Annotated in this window: 14 protein-coding genes; 10 read left to right on the plus strand and 4 right to left on the minus strand. The window is 47.4% G+C overall.

Features of this window, described 5'->3' with window-relative positions; genetic code table 11:
- Positions 1–34: 34 nt before the first annotated feature.
- From MHI55_RS03255 to MHI55_RS03275, 5 genes are all read left to right on the plus strand, one after another.
- Positions 35–142: a hypothetical protein gene (locus tag MHI55_RS03255; RefSeq protein ID WP_017690879.1), complete on the plus strand. Its 108-nt coding sequence runs from the start codon at positions 35–37 to the stop codon at positions 140–142.
- 263 nt (positions 143–405) lie between these two features.
- Positions 406–717 (plus strand): hypothetical protein, encoded by a 312-nt coding sequence (locus MHI55_RS03260; protein ID WP_017690878.1) that lies wholly within the window; start codon positions 406–408, stop codon positions 715–717.
- 1,104 nt (positions 718–1,821) lie between these two features.
- Entirely contained in the window at positions 1,822–2,418 is a 597-nt protein-coding gene (locus MHI55_RS03265; RefSeq protein ID WP_036607374.1) for a sigma-70 family RNA polymerase sigma factor, read from the plus strand.
- Positions 2,415–3,398 (plus strand): anti-sigma factor, encoded by a 984-nt coding sequence (locus tag MHI55_RS03270; RefSeq protein ID WP_340388798.1) that lies wholly within the window; start codon positions 2,415–2,417, stop codon positions 3,396–3,398. Before MHI55_RS03265 ends, MHI55_RS03270 begins: the two co-directional genes overlap by 4 nt.
- Positions 3,399–3,589: 191 nt before the next feature.
- Positions 3,590–5,101, plus strand: coding sequence for an HD domain-containing phosphohydrolase (locus tag MHI55_RS03275; RefSeq protein WP_338707670.1), 1,512 nt, complete (start codon positions 3,590–3,592; stop codon positions 5,099–5,101).
- Positions 5,102–5,105: 4 nt separating this feature from the next.
- On the opposite strand, the gene MHI55_RS03280 is transcribed toward MHI55_RS03275, so the two are convergent.
- Positions 5,106–5,759, minus strand: a complete 654-nt coding sequence (locus MHI55_RS03280) for a phosphatase PAP2 family protein (RefSeq protein WP_340388800.1) — start codon at positions 5,757–5,759, stop codon at positions 5,106–5,108.
- Between the two features lie 479 nt (positions 5,760–6,238).
- Between MHI55_RS03280 and MHI55_RS03285 the strand changes: the two genes are divergently transcribed.
- The 4 genes from MHI55_RS03285 (at position 6,239) to MHI55_RS03300 (ending at position 10,336) form a co-directional block, all read left to right on the plus strand.
- Positions 6,239–7,654 carry an ATP-binding protein gene (locus tag MHI55_RS03285; protein WP_340388802.1) on the plus strand — a complete coding sequence of 472 codons (1,416 nt, stop codon included), beginning with the start codon at positions 6,239–6,241 and terminating at the stop codon, positions 7,652–7,654.
- A 208-nt stretch (positions 7,655–7,862) separates the two neighbouring features.
- Positions 7,863–9,020, plus strand: coding sequence for an MFS transporter (locus MHI55_RS03290; protein ID WP_235193865.1), 1,158 nt, complete (start codon positions 7,863–7,865; stop codon positions 9,018–9,020).
- 106 nt (positions 9,021–9,126) lie between these two features.
- On the plus strand, positions 9,127–9,813 hold the full coding sequence (locus tag MHI55_RS03295; RefSeq protein WP_340388804.1) for an oxidoreductase: 687 nt from the start codon (positions 9,127–9,129) through the stop codon (positions 9,811–9,813).
- A 148-nt stretch (positions 9,814–9,961) separates the two neighbouring features.
- Entirely contained in the window at positions 9,962–10,336 is a 375-nt protein-coding gene (locus tag MHI55_RS03300; RefSeq protein WP_017690870.1) for a RidA family protein, read from the plus strand.
- Positions 10,337–10,453: 117 nt separating this feature from the next.
- On the opposite strand, the gene MHI55_RS03305 is transcribed toward MHI55_RS03300, so the two are convergent.
- Positions 10,454–11,212, minus strand: coding sequence for a tryptophan-rich sensory protein (locus MHI55_RS03305; RefSeq protein ID WP_017690869.1), 759 nt, complete (start codon positions 11,210–11,212; stop codon positions 10,454–10,456).
- 226 nt (positions 11,213–11,438) lie between these two features.
- Here MHI55_RS03305 and MHI55_RS03310 point away from each other — a divergent pair, with 226 nt between their 5' ends.
- Positions 11,439–12,404: a bile acid:sodium symporter gene (locus tag MHI55_RS03310; RefSeq protein ID WP_340388806.1), complete on the plus strand. Its 966-nt coding sequence runs from the start codon at positions 11,439–11,441 to the stop codon at positions 12,402–12,404.
- A 360-nt stretch (positions 12,405–12,764) separates the two neighbouring features.
- On the opposite strand, the gene MHI55_RS03315 is transcribed toward MHI55_RS03310, so the two are convergent.
- Positions 12,765–14,393 carry a response regulator gene (locus MHI55_RS03315; protein WP_340388808.1) on the minus strand — a complete coding sequence of 543 codons (1,629 nt, stop codon included), beginning with the start codon at positions 14,391–14,393 and terminating at the stop codon, positions 12,765–12,767.
- Positions 14,394–14,398: 5 nt separating this feature from the next.
- Positions 14,399–16,228, minus strand: a complete 1,830-nt coding sequence (locus tag MHI55_RS03320) for a sensor histidine kinase (RefSeq protein ID WP_340388810.1) — start codon at positions 16,226–16,228, stop codon at positions 14,399–14,401.
- Between the last annotated feature and the right edge of the window lie 57 nt (positions 16,229–16,285).

Below are 16,285 nucleotides of genomic sequence, written 5' to 3' on the forward strand. Positions count from 1 at the left end.
TGGACCCTAATATATTTGTAAAGGAGGGTTCTGCATGAGCAACGTAGTTGAAGGCGTAGGATACGGCGGCTGGACATCGACTGGAGCAATCCTGGTTCTGTTCATTCTTCTCGTAATCATCACTAAATCTTTCTGGGTATAATATGGCGAGCTCTGCCGGGCAACCGGTGGGGTTTTTTTTCTAGAGGACAAGCATGGTGGAGAACCAGGGAGATAAGATAGCTTGTGGTTAAACGGAAGAATTGGTGGAATTCAAGAAATGGAAAGATGGCGTATGTTTCGAAAATGGGGAAGGTACCTCATGGCTAAACGCCCATTTTGTCAAAATGAGGGCGATAGCCCGGTCCAGAGGTAGGCTGAATACATAGCTTAGGGGTGTAGGCAAATGTTAAGGAGGAATGAACAATGAGCGAAGTAAAACCGAATTCACCGAACGGACAGGGACACGTATACGGACATATGGGAGGTTATGAGCATATGCAAGGATACCAATACACAGGTCATGAAATGCATGGGTATGGATATGGTTGTGGAACAATGCCAATGGGATATGGCTATGGATACGGACACCATGCCAATCAGGCTCCAATGATGCACGGTTATCAACAGGGTTGTGGAGTATCCTATGGTCATGGCGGCGGAAGCTGGGGTTCCATGGGTACGATCCTTGTACTGTTCATCTTGCTGGTCATCATCTCCAAAACGATGTTTATCTAAGTATTTGTGAGTGCAAGGAGACTTTGCTGATCGTGGATCGTTGTGATAGATGCTCTAAATAAACTCCGAAATCTGAGTTCCATGTTGGGGCATAACGTACCTATGATTCAGAAAGGGACAGCGTAGGATTCCATCCTGCGGTGTCCCTTTTTTATTAGAAGTGAAGGAGCGTTGGGATTACTTTCTTTAACGAACTCCACAGACGCTATTCCATGCATTTTTGCCATTTCACAAGTTTAACGAATCGTAGACGTCTTATTTCCTCAATTTGGGCATGTTTGGAGCTTATATTCATGAAGTGACATGGATTAACGTGGCTGAGATTCGTTAGGTTTTACATAGCACAGAAATCCTCGATATAAGGTGTGCAGGATTCGTTAGCGTCTGGTGAGCGTAAACAGTTGCTTTAGAGGCCGGCGTTATTTGCACAATTGGAGAAGTAAGGAAGTATCCAGGAGTGCAGTCAGTGGGAGAATGGAAAAGTTTTTAAAGCCATATCCGAATTTATCTGATTATCTGATAAGTGGAAGGAAGACTTTTCTCAATGAAGAGGGGAGCAATTGCCTGTAGATGGTGCTAAATTGGATATGTAGACATGGATAAACACCCGGAACCCAATTCCGGGTGCTTTGTGTATGTTTTCAATCTTCTCAAGAATAAGTGATATCCAAAACAACAAAAGCCCTACCTCTCTTTTGTCCTTGCGGCTCCGATGACCGCGCCAGTGTGAATGGGAACATCTTGTGAAACTCTGTACTACCGGGTTATTGTGATTCAGGTTCTTCAATCTTCATAGGTTAATTGTGCTTATAGTTCGCTGCGGTCGCAGCATGAAGAAAATATTCCGGGGTTTAAAGAAGACAGAAATCATATGAGGTTGTTTAATACAACTCTTATAGTATACCACAGGTTGTAATTATCTGCAATAAAAAGGAAAGCGTGACCAGAGCAGCATGTTTTCGGACTGCTTTTAAGTTGGAAAGTGAAAGGTTAGTTTGAAAAGATACAGAAAATTTTTCAAACTATTTCTTCATAGGGGTAATCCTCTTCAAAAGATTCTGCGTAGGTTATAATAAGAGGGAAGAAACAGAAAGGGGCCCTCGCATGACTGAATCGATGGAGGACAGCAGGTTAATGCGGCAGATCGCGGAACGTGATGCCTCCGCACTGGAGCTTTTATATGACCGTTATGAGCGAGCGGTGTATTCTTTTGCCTACCGGATCGTTGGTGATCCCATGACGGCAGAAGAGACCGTTCAGGAACTTTTTATGCGGGTCTGGAATAATGCTGAGCGTTACGATGCCTCACAGGGGAAGCTGACCACATGGATGTTTGCGATTACGCGTAACATTGCAGTGGACATGCTGAGGCGGAAATCAAAAGGGGCAGCGACTACTTCAGTTGAACACGAGACACTGGCGGCCTATGCCGATGAACATACGAACACGGAAGAAGAAGTGCAGCGTAAATGGGAAGGTACCCGGATTAAAGAGGCGTTGTCCCAATTAAACGGTGATCAGCAACAAGTTATAGAATCGATTTATTATGCGGGATTAACCCAGCAGGAAGTATCCAGCCGATTCGGGATTCCGTTGGGTACAGTAAAGAGCCGTGTCAGGCTTGCCATGCGACAGCTCCAAAAGTTGCTGGCCGATGCTGAATTGCATCCGGACGCGGGAAGGGAGGGCATACATCCATGATAGAACGACATGAGGAGTGGTCTGATCTGGCACCGATGTATGTGCTGGGCGGACTGGAAGCAGAGGAAGTGGCGGCGTTTGAAGCGCATATGGCAACTTGCGAACCTTGCCGCCAGGAGGTAAGGGAATTGCAGGAAGTGACTGGCTTCCTGCCACTTGCGGCGGAACCTGTAGCACCGCCGCAAGGCATGCGAGCACGTGTGCTGGGCAACGTGCTCGGACATGCGCAGGAGAGCGCCGAGGCGAAGCCAGCGGCTGCTCCTGCAGAGCCTGAAGCACCCGTGGTGCTTCAGGCGGATCTTGCGCCGCAGCACAAACGTGCGGCGCAGCCCGGGCCAGGCTTGCCGCCGGAGACGGCGGTGCCTGCGGCTCGGGTGGAAGAGGCTGCCCAGGCACAGCCATGGCAGCCACAAGCGCGCGCGCGTGCGCGCAGCAGCAGCGCCTGGCGCATAGCCAGTGCCGGCCTTGCGGCCGCGGCACTGTTGCTGGGCGTGTACACGGCGCAGCTGCGGAGCCAGATCGACTCGCTGACGCAGCAAGCGGCGGGCTCGTCGGCTACGCAAGAGCAACTGGTGCAGGCACAGGCGCAGAATGCACAGCTGCAAGAGCAGCTGGCATCAGCTCTGGAACCTGCACAGGGCATGCAGACTGGCGAGGCAGTGAAGCTGAATCCTGCAACGCAGGACATTGTAGCTCAGGGTCTCGCAACCATCGTTATTGACAGCAAAGGCACTCACCTGGTTGTGCAGGCTGAGAACCTGCCGAACCTGGAAGGCAACGAGGCTTTTCAGGTCTGGTTGATCAAAGGAGATACCCCTCAGAATGCGGGTACTTTCCTTAGTCGTGACGGAACGGGAGCAGTATACTACACATTGGATTCGGCCAACGACTATGATACGGTTGCCATCACGCTTGAACCGGATGCAATGGGAGATGAGCCGCGCGGTACAATGATTCTGGCTGCCAAGATTAAAGGATAAATATAGGATATATCACCAAAGGCTGCTCCGTCGTGGAGCAGCCTTTTTGTGTTTTCCAGTTCTGATGCTCATCCATTGGATTTTATTAATTTTTTTAGTTGGAGCAACCGATAAACAAATAGAAGGCAATACCCTTAATCTCCCTGTATCTCAAGGGAGAACTGGTTGCACATAGAGAGTGAGGGGTTCAGTTGGAAGCATACCGTTCATTTATCTTTCGCCTGATACGCAATTATCTGATCGGTTCACTGGCAGCTGTTTTTGTTGTCGGTACAGTAGTTATGGTATCTACTCTGCAAATACCCAATATTCAATTTGTCCGGCTCATCTTCATTGTACTGATTTCACTCTTGTTCATGCTGGTTGCAGAATTAATTACGCTGTGGATACAGCTTGGCCCCATAAGACAATTTTTCACTTCCGAGCACCACGAGAGAGACGAATTGAACCACATGTATGAGAAAATTCATCGTTTCCCGGGACAGACCATATATCGGATCATGGGTCCGCACATGCTTGGTTTCTCACTTCCGGCAGCCGGATTAACATTATGGATGATATCCACAGGGTGGCTTGAATTTCCTTACTTCTATACTGTCGTGGCCGCTGCGTGTGCCTTTCTGATTGCCATCATGCATGCGCTGATTGAGTATTACTTAACGGTACGGGCGATTAGACCCCTGTTACTTGAGATTCGACATCGAGGCAAAGTCCAATACGGGATGGAACCTTCACTGGGAGGGCGCATCCTGGTATCGATCCAGCGTAAATTTCAGCTAAGTACGGCACTGATTGGCTTATTTCCTCTATTTCTATTTTTCCTGGCTACATATATCAGACTTCAGTATATGGACAGTGAATTTGCGAAAGAGTACATACTGTGGGGGATTCTCATCGTTGTTCTGGGCGCGGGGTTTGCGCTGGTGGGAAGCTGGCTGTTGATTCGTGATGTTCGTGATCCAGTTGCTGAACTGACGCATGAGATGAACCGAATTCAGGGGGGAGATCTTGGCAGACGAGCTCCGGATCTATATGCGGATGAGTTTTCGGCACTGATCTCCGGCTTTAATATGATGATTAATCGGCTGGAGATGAGACAGGAACGCAATCGACAGCTGTTGCAAAGTTATTTTTCTACACTGGCTGCTGCTTTGGACGCCCGAGATAAGTACACGGCAGGACATTCCATGCGTGTGGCAGAGTATTCGCTGATGATTGGTAAGCTGAGCGGAATGAGTGAGGAACAGGCGGATTTATTGTACAAATCAGCCCTGCTTCATGATATCGGGAAAATCGGCATACCTGATGAGGTGCTGCTGAAGGATGGAAAACTAAGCGATGAGGAATTCGCAATTATTCGGACACATCCCGTGCAGGGAGAGAGTATTTTGTTACAGATAGAACCCATTGATGCCATGGCTGACTTTCTGCCTGGTGTACGATCTCACCATGAGAGATATGATGGTAAAGGATACCCGGATGGGATGGCTGGTGATGATATTCCGCTATTTGGCCGCATCATTGCGGTAGCGGATGCCTTTGATGCCATGACGTCTGATCGGCCCTATCGGAATGGGATGAGTCACGAGAAAGCGCTAACGATTTTGGAAGAAGGAAAAGGGACCCAGTGGGACCCCTATTTTGCAGGTTTGTTTATTGATGAATGGAGACGACAACAGCATCTTCAGAAACCATCGAAGTGAGGGATCAGCTGATTCCCTCTGTCCACTTCGATTCTTTTCTGCGTCTCCGGTGTAGAGCGAGGCCAGTTATGATGGTGAGAACACATTCGCCGAGTATGACTGCACCCAAGGCGTCATAGATCACATGTTGTTTGATCATTAGCGTGGATACTATAATAGTTGCTGCCCCGGCGGCTATCAAAATCTTGATGGGTTTACGGATGCTTGGAACCGAAAGAACAGCACGCATAACCAGATAAGAGTGAAGAGAATGAATACTTGGAAAACAATTATAAGGACGATCCTGACTATAGAGCCATCCGAGGACAGATGCTCCCAGGCCTGTACCCGTCAGTTCCGGACGCGGTACCATGGTCTGAAAGTTGAAGTAGATCAGATAACATATCCAGACACAGATATTCATGGATAACAAGACGCGGTAATACGTCAGGCGATCCTTTGCACACAGGTAAGCGAGCACACCGAATACAAACGGGTACCAGCCCAAATATGGAATGGACATGCCAGGCATGTAGGGAATGATCCGGTCGAGCGGCGAATCAAGCACTACGAACCCGCGTTCTGGACTATTAAGAATATCATAGAAGAGCCCCATGACGGCCAAAGACAGCATTAAACTCAATGACAGCCAATAGGATTTACTTTTTAACAATTGCACAACACCTTTTCTCCTTTCATTCATGCTCCCTAGGAGCATGACCCCAGCAAATAACTATATGAGTTGCACTATACATTCATTTACACGAGAACGCAGAGGACAGAAATAACCTGAAGAAGCGGAGCTAAAAGCTTTCTGAAAGAAAGCTGCATCGGAAGCATACGCTTCGCCTTTATCCACGGATTTTCCCTTTGAGAAAAGGGAATCGAAAAAATCTGGGGATAACAGCGATCAGAAGGTTGTTCTGTCATGGGAGTGGCAAGTGTAATTATTCTTTAGTTCAATCTATATAGTAGTTTAAATTTAAACAACAATATATTCTACTACGACCAGCGCACAAATTGAATCCTGATTTGTGTATTTTTGTGTATTTTTTTGACGAAGAAGGAATGCGGAAGTTTCAATGGGCATGATATGATAGAGACACATACGGACGAAGGCAATTTGGCCAGTAAAGTCGGTACAACAGGAGTGAGTGAATGCAATTTTCAAAAATGTTCGTATTGAATATGGGGATGCTTATTACCATTGCATATCTTGCTAGTGTGTTCTATAAATATGTCGTAATACGTACTTCTTCCCGAGTGAAGCAGATCAGTTCCGTGCTTGTCCTTATTTTTGCAGGCTGGATCAGTACGGTTTTTGGGTTTCAACTCACCGATGAAGTGGTCTTTGATCTTCGATATGTTCCTTTAATTGTAGCCGTTCTAACGTATAGACAACCCTATAGCGTAATTATCGTGGGTATTGGAATTGGGCTGTCGAGGCTGACTTTTGGCATCACGGATGCTACATTGGCGGCAGTACTTAACATGTCTATTTTGGGCGTGATATGTGCAGGTCTGAATATATGGATGAGACGCAGCAACTACAGGCTGATTATTAAAGGAATCCTTGTTACAGTTATCGTCAATGTGGTCAATAGTGTAAACATTGCTATCGTTGGTGTGATCCCGGCTACATACTTCTTTTCACATATTATGCCTTATACACTCCCTACAGGTATTTTGCTGAGCCTTATTTTTGCATTTATTTTACGTGATTTTCAGAATGAACAGAATCGTATTTTGCTGATCCAGAGTACAAACCGGCTTTTATCTGTGCAAAAGGAAGAGTTACAGAAAGCCCAGATTGTACTGGAGGATCGAGCGAAACAATTGATGATTGCCTCACAGTACAAATCCGAATTTCTCGCCAATATGTCCCATGAACTGCGTACACCACTGAACAGTGTCATTAACTTTGCCCAGATGATCAGCGAGAATGCCGACACGATGGATCAGGAGGATATTATACGTTTTGCCAATATGATCGACCACTCCGGGCAGGAACTGCTTACGCTCATTAACGATATTCTAGATCTCTCCAAAGTAGAAGCGGGGCGGCTGGATATTGTACTGGAGGATATCAGTGTCGCACAACTTACAGAAGATGCCATGAGCCACTTTCAGCTTGTTGCCGAGAAAAAAGGTATTCAGTTGGTTCTGGACAAAAAACAGGGACTGCCCGAGACGCTCTGGTCTGATCCCCAGCGGGTTCAACAGATTTTGCGGAATCTGATGTCCAATGCCATCAAGTTCACTCACCGGGGGAAGGTCACGCTGACCGTAAGCACCAAGCAGATTAAGAATGCAGGTATTCAGAATCGATGGCTTATTTTCTCCGTTCAGGACACAGGCATTGGTATTTCGGAGGACAAGCATCATTCCATATTTGAAGCATTTCAGCAGGCAGACGGGTCGATTAGTCGAAAATTTGGCGGTACCGGACTAGGCCTGTCGATCAGTCGGGATTTAGCGAGATTACTGGGGGGATCGATTGAACTGGAGAGCGCTGAAGGTAAAGGAAGCACCTTCCATCTCTATCTCCCGTTGGACCGTGAAAAAATGAGTTGACAACCTTCGCGCCGTGAGTAGAATTTGGGATGACAACTAGCATCGACCGGCTTTTGAGACCCGGTCTAAGGAGTGTATCCCCATACAGAAGACGGTCAACGTTAACCCTCCCCCGTTAGCAAGCAAACCACGGCGCAAGGGTTCGACACAACGCACGAATTTATCGATTGCAACATGGGAGGGTGTACCGGCAATTATTCTACAGACCTTGCTGGGAGGCCCATTTTTAACCGGATTTCTGCTGTACCTTGGGGCCGGGTCGAGACATATCGGCTTTGTGCTCGCGATTACGACGTTTGTAAACATTGCCCAGATCGGAGCAGCTTACTGGATGCAGCGTATTCGCAGCCGTAAACGCATGCTGCTGTTATTTGTGGGCACACATCGCATCTTGTGGAGTGCAACGGGACTGATACCGTTCATATTCCCCAAAGAGTGGTGGGTAAGCGTATATATTGGCGTGTATACGGTTGCTTTTATATCAAATACCATCGGCGGTATGATCTGGACTTCACTGATTGGCGATATCGTACCTGCTAAGGTGAGAGGACGTTATTTTGGAATTCGAAATACGATTCTGAATGCTCTTGGAAGCGTATGCTTATTTGCAGGCGGTATTGTTTTGGACCGTTACCCTGGAGAAATGGGCTTTCTGATCCTGTTTATTCCGGTGTGGATCTGTGCTATTGCCAATACAGTCATCTATTTTTTCTATCCGGACGTTCCCTTTGAACGTTCTACCGAAAAGGTTTTCTGGCGCATGTTCATCAAGCCGTTCCAGGATCGTTCTTTCCTGAAAGCAACGCTGTTCCTGGCTTCATGGTTATTGATCCAGACCTTGATTGTTCCGCTTTATTCCTATGTTATGCTCGATTTATTGAACATCAATTATCAGACGGTATCCCTGATCACGGTAGTCCAGACGCTGGTCATGATGGCCGGGTTCTATGTTTGGGGTAATCTGAATGCCAGATTCAGTAACAAAACCCTCCTATTTTGGACATTGCCAGTCATTGCACTCTCCTGTTTGTCGTGGGGGTTAATGTCGTTCATGCCCGTATTGATCGCACTATTTCTATCTCATATTTTCCTTGGGATCGGTGTAGGTGGATTCAACCAGTTGGCATTTAACTTTACGATTGGAGACACACCCAAAAGTGAAAGACCGATGTTTGTCGCGGTGTATTCGGCTCTGACCGGAGTCACTTCGTTTCTCGGGCCGTTGTTGGGTGGCTGGTTGTATGAAAAGATGGAAACCTGGTCCGATGCGCTGGCCTGGATCTCAGCCTATGGATTTCAGATGGGGGTTGGTGTCGTGATGCTGATTCTGACATTTACCCTTGGACGTCGTGTACTGTTAAAATAGATATTGAATATTTACACGGGCACTTCGATGACAGAACAACCTTGTAAATATTTAGGTTGATCATATGTATCTGGTATGACTTCAAAAAAGATGGCGAAGTGGAGGGATGTATTTGAATCGTCTCGAACGGAAAGCCATGGTGATTGGAGCCACGGGGCTTGTAGGCGAATTACTGGTTCATAATCTGCTGGAGCACCCGGCGTACAGCTTGGTTCGCGTTCTGGTTAGACGTCCGCTTGAGCTGCAACATCCCAAACTGGAACAGCATGTGGTGGACTGGGAACAGCTGGAGAGCCAAGACCACTTATTCGATGGAATCGATGACCTGTACTGTTGTTTGGGGACAACGATCAAAAAAGCAGGCAGTCAGGACAATTTCCGTCAGGTGGATTATCATTACCCGGTTCGTGCAGCTACGATTGCGAAGCAACATGGTGTATCACAGATGCTGGTGATCTCCTCCATGGGAGCGAGTGCAGATTCCCGTGTCTTTTACAGTCGGACCAAAGGGGAAATGGAGGATGCATTGTCCGATATCGGTTTTCCGTCACTGCATATCTTCCGCCCTTCCCTAATTCTGGGAGATCGAAACGAGAAGCGGTTTGGTGAGCAGATGGCTGCCTATGCCATGAAGTTTCTGGATCGCTGGATGAAAGGCAGAGCGGACAAATACCGGGCGGTCCACGCCGCAACCATTGCACAGGCCATGACCAATATTGCACTGGTGCAAGCCAAGGGAAACCATGTGTATTCAAATGAAGTCATTCATGTCCTTGGTGTGGACGGGGGCTAAGAAACCTTTGAACGAGCTGTTTACTTCATGTGGCTAGTGAGGAGCGTTTCTCGCTTGAGGTAGATCGTGGTATAATAGGCAACAAAAATGAGTTCGAACCCTGACTCCATGCGGCAGCAGGATAACGAACACAAAGGAGAACTCGTCCATGAAAAAACCAATCTCTACCGATCAGGCGCCAGGCGCCATTGGTCCATACAGTCAAGCCGTTGATGCAGGCGATTTCATCTACACTTCCGGACAGCTTGGTCTGAATCCTCAAACGGGAGAGTTCGGCGCAGATGTACAGGAGCAGACACGTCTGTCCTTGAGCAATGTGAAGGCTATTCTTGAAGCAGCAGGTACAAGTATGGATAAAATCGTGAAAACGACGGTGTTCCTGAAAGACATGAATGACTTCGTTCCTGTGAATGAAGTGTATAGCACGTTCTTCGAACAGCCTTATCCTGCACGCAGTGCAGTGGAAGTTGCTCGTTTGCCAAAAGATGCACTGGTGGAGATTGAAGTTATTGCCCTTAAATAGGACAACCTTCATTCGCTCGGGTATACATAAAAAGCCGATTTCAGGTCGAATGACCAGAATCGGCTTTTTGCTTTATGTTTTTTCGTTACATTTAAGCGGTATATAGAAGGGGGAATCTCAATCGCGATCCTGATTACGGGCGAAGAACAACCATACCGCGTAGATGGCCAGTACGATCGCAATGATGATTGCCGTATAATATACGGAAGTGACATCCTTTTGTTTAAGTGCAATGGCGATATACGCCCATGTGAATACAAGAGGGTATATGCTATCGCGATAACGGAAGCTAACGAGTACAGCCAGCACCATACCCACAATCAGCATAATGATCGTCCAGGTCGGTTCGCTGATACCAAAACCATCCCAGCCAATTTTATATAACAGCACCGCTGCATTGACAATGGTTGCCACGCTAATCCATCCAAGATAGATGCTGAATGGCAGCTTCACAAGCCAGATCTCAGCAGTGGTTGGAACAGTAATGGTACGTGTTTTTACATACAGCATGATCAGGCACAACAGAAGCAGTACAATAATCAGTAAAGCGAGACCGGTCTGCAAGTTTTGAAAAGCAAAAATCCAGGCTACGTTGAAAGCGCAGCTTGCCAAGAACCAATACCCGAGACGGGTAATCGAATCCCTTTTCCAGGAAGCGGGCACGAACTGATAGATCACAAACCCTGCCAGCAGCAAGTAGATCAGACCCCATATAGAGAAGGCATAGCCAGAAGGTGTGAGCAGCACAGGGTACATATCCGATACTTCTTTATTGGTCTTGCCTCCGATCGGCAGAGCGTTGGAGAGGTAGTTCACGATAATTACAGCGATAAAACCAATGGCGTTTAACCACTTGTACGGATTGTTACGTGACATTGTGTTTCCTCCTTGGTTTAACGAATGAATGAACCACGGGTCAGTCTACAATGAATATACCCAGTTCTTGCACATTCTAATAACAGCCGCAAAAAATTCACAAGTTGGATCTTTCAGATCCTTGTGCTCTGCCGCTATGTTGGAACGGCACTCTGTCCCAATGTACGCGAAACGAAGCAGAAATATGTCCATGCCCACGATGTCCCACTAGAAGAGGAGAAAGAGAATGCTCACAAGAGAAACGATGGAGAAACAGCAAATCTGGTTCTATGTAGTTGCACTGTTCTTAGGAGCGGCAATAGGGCTGAGTGATCCGGCATGGGGGAATGTTTTACACTACACCGTTTCTCCGGTTCTTGCTGTTCTGTTATACAGCATGTTTGTACAGATTCCCTTTTTACAGTTAAAAGAGTCCTGGTCGAATCTTCGATTTATGGGGGCGCTACTGGTGGCTAATTTTATCGTAGTACCTGTAGTTGTATGGTTGCTCACACTTGTCTTTCCGCAATCACCAGGTGTTCTGATCGGAGTCTATCTGGTACTGTTAACACCCTGTATTGATTACGTCATTGTGTTCACACAACTCGGCAGGGGCAATGAGAAACTGATGCTCGCCGCAACACCTCTTTTATTTGTTATACAAATGATCCTGTTGCCGTTTTATTTATGGCTATTGATGGGTACCGAGGTAGCGCAGATCATGCAGTTAGGGCCGTTTGTAGAGGCTTTTTTGTTCCTGATCGTTATTCCACTGCTGCTCGCTGTTGTTACACAAGTTTTCTCCAGAGGTAAAGCGAGCGGGGAGCGGGTCATAAATGCGACGGCATGGCTCCCGGTTCCGATGATGGCACTCGCGCTGATCGTGGTTGTCGCTTCCCAGATTGACAAAGTCTACAATGATATGGCGATTATCGTAAACGTGATCCCGATCTACATTGCTTTTCTGATCATTATGCCTTGGATATCTCGGATCATTGCTAATGGGTTTGGATTGAATACAAGCGCAGGGCGGGCGTTGATTTTCAGTTCAGCCACACGGAATTCGTTGGTTGTTCTGCCACTGGCGCTGGCACTCCCGCCAGAATGGGCAACTATCGCTGCGGCTGTTATTGTTACACAGACGATGGTGGAGCTTGCAGGGGAGCTAATCTACATTCGACTTGTACCTGCGGTGATTTTGCGGGATCGGTAAGCGTACTACGGTGTGTCTATGTTATGATATATTACAATTAATAAAACCATTTTTGGTAAATAAAAGGGGGAGGTGAGAATCCCTATTTATCGTAAGATTATGTTCTACCTGGATATTGTCCTATTACTGTTCAGCCTCATCTATTTCCCCGTAGTAGCTCATAAGACAGGAAATAATATGGCTTATGGATTTATGGCTGTAATTTTAATAGGTACAATCTCTCGGATCGTATCCTATCTTAGAAAAGAAAGAGTCAACAAATCGTCATGATATAGCTATTTTCTGTAAAAGTAAAATCAAAAAGAGTACTTCCGATGGGTCATGCCGGGAGTACTCTTTTTAATTCGGATCAAATACTCGTTACGTACCCGCCTCCAATAATGTTTTACGATATTCCGCTGGCGTGATGCCTTCCATCTTTTTGAACACTTTGCTGAAATACTTTTCGTCCTGAAATCCAACCATCTCCGAGATTTTGGCGACACGCAGGGAAGGATTTTGCAGTAACAGCTTGGCGTTGTTGATCCGCAGTTTGCCCAGATATTCCGACCAGTTCAGACCAAATTGCTGTTTGAATTTGCGTGAGATATACTCCCGGCTCAGATAGAAACGTGCGGCAATCTGCTGTAAGGACAGGTCCTCCTGATAATGCGCGTCCATATAACGTGCAATCTCACTCATGGGATCAGGATTGGCGTGGTGATGAGCGGTGAGTGCCTTACCGGCCGCAAGCAGTCGTTGTTCCAATGATGAACGAAGCAGGGGGAAGGATAACAGTCCTTCAGCGTCCAAAGGTAACTCGGCAAAGGGAATAGACTGTTCCTCCGTCACTTCTTCCTCATGGAATGACGAACCTGCCGTATCATCAAGCCAGCGGCTCAGCATCCATTCCAGCTCATCGATCCATTGCTGGATCTGCTCAGCACTGACAACCGCAAGATCAGTAATCGGGTCAAGCCACTCGGCGACCGCAGCAGCTACACTGGAAGCCCGGCAACTCATGGCTGCCATACGCAGGGGTTCTTCATGGGCGGTTAAACGCCTGATTTTATTCCCATTTGATGATTCCACCGAGGCATGGATTCGCTGTTTAATTTGCACAGCATTACGTCGCCACAACCTTGAACTTGCTTCCAGATAGGCCGCTGAGATTCCGCCTGGGTAGGACTCACAGGTGGAGATGCCAAAATGAAGCCGGCGCTGAATCGTCTGCTCCAATCCATGATTGACCTTGTCCAGAATATGTTCCAATGAAGTGGATGGACCCCAATGCAGCAGAACAATCTCGTCCGGTTGATCCAACTGGCGAAACATTACGCCTTCCTCTGGTGTGGATAACATCTCGGCACAGATATTGAGTACCGAGAACACAAGCAGGTCCGGTTGACTGCGGTATTTTGCCAGACAATCTGCATCCAGATGGGACAGGCTGGTGACAGCGACACTACAGACAGGGATTAGACAGGGGAGATTTAACTCATCCTGCAATCGCTGCATGTGTGAAGGGCTGCTGCCTCTTCCGACGGCAAGTTCGGTGAGCAGACGATCCTGGTAGTGGGGGCGCATTCGATTAACAACAATGGATTGCCTGGTGGATTGTATCCGAATGGCGTCTTCCTCTTCCCAAGCTGTAACGGCCTTTAATAGAGATGCATTCAGCTCATCTGCTTCCACAGGTTTCAGGAGGTAGTCCATGCCACCATGTCTGATTGCATGCCTCACAAGTTCAAAATCATCATATCCGCTGATAACCAGCACCTTGCTGTGTGGGGCATGAGCCGATATCCATTCAAGCAATGCCATACCGTCCTTGCCCGGCATCCGCATGTCACTGAGTATGATTTGAGGTTGATGTGCCGTGATGGCGGCGATGGCTTCATCCCCGTCTGCTGCTTCAAGTAATGTATCAATGCCAAACTCTTCCCAATGACCAAGCAACCTTATGGCATCGCGGACATGTTTTTCATCATCTACAAGCAGTGCCTTCATGTTGTTCACTCTCCCGCGTATAGTTTAACCGTGATCTTCACACCATTGGGTTCCCGATTGTTGATCTCAAGCCTGGCTGAGTGACCGGGATGTGAGTTCAATTGAAGTCGGCGTATTACATTTCGTAGACCGATGGATTCAGACTCGTCGGATTCTTGTGTGGATAACCCGGTTGTTGTATGACTTGGATGTAGCCATCCGCAGATCTCCAGTAATTTTTCTTCAGGTATGGAGGGACCGTTATTATTCAGTTCGATTTCAATCCAATGATCGTTGATCCGGCGGCTGGATAGGGATATTTGACCTTTGCCAGGCTGAATATCTGCTCCATGTTTGAAATAGTTCTCAATTAAAGGTTGTAACGTCATTCTTGGCATTTCGACAGACAGGGTATCTTCGGCAAAATCCAAATCCACCTCAAGGCGGTCACCAAACCGCTCCTGCTGCAGTTCCAGATATAATCGGGCATGCTCCGCCTCTTCGCGTAAGGTCACGCAGGTCTGATCCCGCATGCTGTAGCGCAGCATTTTGGACAGGCTAGAGAGTAGTGTATACGCCCGTTGTCCTTGCTGTTGAAGGGCAAGTGTACCGATCGATTGCAGTGTATTATACAGAAAATGCGGATGAATCTGCGCTTGCAATGCTTTGAGTTGATTCGTTTTATTGGCGATTTCGAGTCGATATTCCCGCAAAATAAGATTGTTTACCGTATCCATCATATCTCGGAAATGACGAGCGAGTACCCCGAATTCATCTCGGCTGGATAGATGGATATCCACATGCAGACGCCCGGCTTGAATCTGGTTCATATACCGCATGAGTTGCTTGAGCGGACCGGTGATTCGGATGGAGATGAACAAGGTCGCAACAATGACCAATACAAGTGCTGTGATGGCAATCATCGCGTTATTCCACGTAAGTGTGGTGGCTCTGGCATATAACGTCTCATTTGGGATCTGTTTGACGATGGTCCAGTCAGCGTACGTGCTGCCAAGTTGCTGGTATACATACATGGAACGATCCTGTTCAAAATGCCCTGCGACATTCTGGGCTGTACCTGCGCCAGATCGTGCGATATTCAGTTCAATAGCCGTTTCCTCTCGTAGTGCATCCGTATGATTAACCTCGGAACGTCCTTGGTAAATGATCTGATTCTGACCATCCACCACATAGATCTGTTCCTTAGCCGGATCATACAGCCTGCTACAGATTGCTGCAATGGTATTCATATTCAAATCAATGGCGAGTACACCCAGACGCTCAGTGGACGGAATATCCTTGATCACCCGATGCAGGGTAATGACCGTTCTGGCAGGGTCATCGGGGGAGGCAGCCTTGAATCCGTACGTGTGACTCATATGGGCCGATTCCACCCAGATATCCGGGCTGTCACCGCTTGTTTTTCCATGAAGCGAGCCGGAATAGGCCTGTTTGCGTTCCTCCCGCTTCGGAAAGGGGTTCGTAATTAAGGTGGATTGATTGGCGGCAAAAGAGTGCAAATACAGCTGGAATACATCCGGCACAGCCGCGCGTATTGTCTGCAAAGTGGTGTACACCTCGGCAACCGCACGATAATCACCAGGAATTTTTGCCAAGTTACGCAGAAAGTTCGGGTCGTTATACACAGCGAGCGACGCTCTGGCCACGTTATCCACATAGTTATTGAGATTGGTGGACGCTTGGTAGATCAGGCGTTTGTTCTCTTCCACGGCCTGTTCCCGTAGGGCCGTTTTGGTCTGGATAAACGTCATGCTGATCGACGCGAGCAGCGGAAGGGTGGTAGCAATGAGCATAAAGGCAATCAATTTGGTGCGTATACTGTAGAATTTGGACATCGGAACACCCCTTCTGGTTGCAGGTTAAGAGAGGACAATATTTTACCCCCAACTGTT

It is taken from the genome of Paenibacillus sp. FSL E2-0151 (assembly GCF_037993015.1).
Classification (GTDB): Bacteria; Bacillota; Bacilli; order Paenibacillales; family Paenibacillaceae; genus Paenibacillus; species Paenibacillus amylolyticus.

What these genes read in the sequence shown, in the direction of transcription:
- MHI55_RS03255 (WP_017690879.1), top strand. Translation starts at nt 35, where the DNA reads ATGAGCAACGTAGTTGAAGGCGTAGGATACGGCGGCTGGACATCGACT.
- MHI55_RS03260 (WP_017690878.1), top strand. Translation starts at nt 406, where the DNA reads ATGAGCGAAGTAAAACCGAATTCACCGAACGGACAGGGACACGTATAC.
- MHI55_RS03265 (WP_036607374.1), top strand. Translation starts at nt 1,822, where the DNA reads ATGACTGAATCGATGGAGGACAGCAGGTTAATGCGGCAGATCGCGGAA.
- MHI55_RS03270 (WP_340388798.1), top strand. Translation starts at nt 2,415, where the DNA reads ATGATAGAACGACATGAGGAGTGGTCTGATCTGGCACCGATGTATGTG.
- MHI55_RS03285 (WP_340388802.1), top strand. Translation starts at nt 6,239, where the DNA reads ATGCAATTTTCAAAAATGTTCGTATTGAATATGGGGATGCTTATTACC.
- MHI55_RS03295 (WP_340388804.1), top strand. Translation starts at nt 9,127, where the DNA reads ATGTATTTGAATCGTCTCGAACGGAAAGCCATGGTGATTGGAGCCACG.
- MHI55_RS03300 (WP_017690870.1), top strand. Translation starts at nt 9,962, where the DNA reads ATGAAAAAACCAATCTCTACCGATCAGGCGCCAGGCGCCATTGGTCCA.
- MHI55_RS03305 (WP_017690869.1), bottom strand. Translation starts at nt 11,212, where the DNA reads ATGTCACGTAACAATCCGTACAAGTGGTTAAACGCCATTGGTTTTATC.
- MHI55_RS03310 (WP_340388806.1), top strand. Translation starts at nt 11,439, where the DNA reads ATGCTCACAAGAGAAACGATGGAGAAACAGCAAATCTGGTTCTATGTA.
- MHI55_RS03315 (WP_340388808.1), bottom strand. Translation starts at nt 14,393, where the DNA reads ATGAAGGCACTGCTTGTAGATGATGAAAAACATGTCCGCGATGCCATA.
- MHI55_RS03320 (WP_340388810.1), bottom strand. Translation starts at nt 16,228, where the DNA reads ATGTCCAAATTCTACAGTATACGCACCAAATTGATTGCCTTTATGCTC.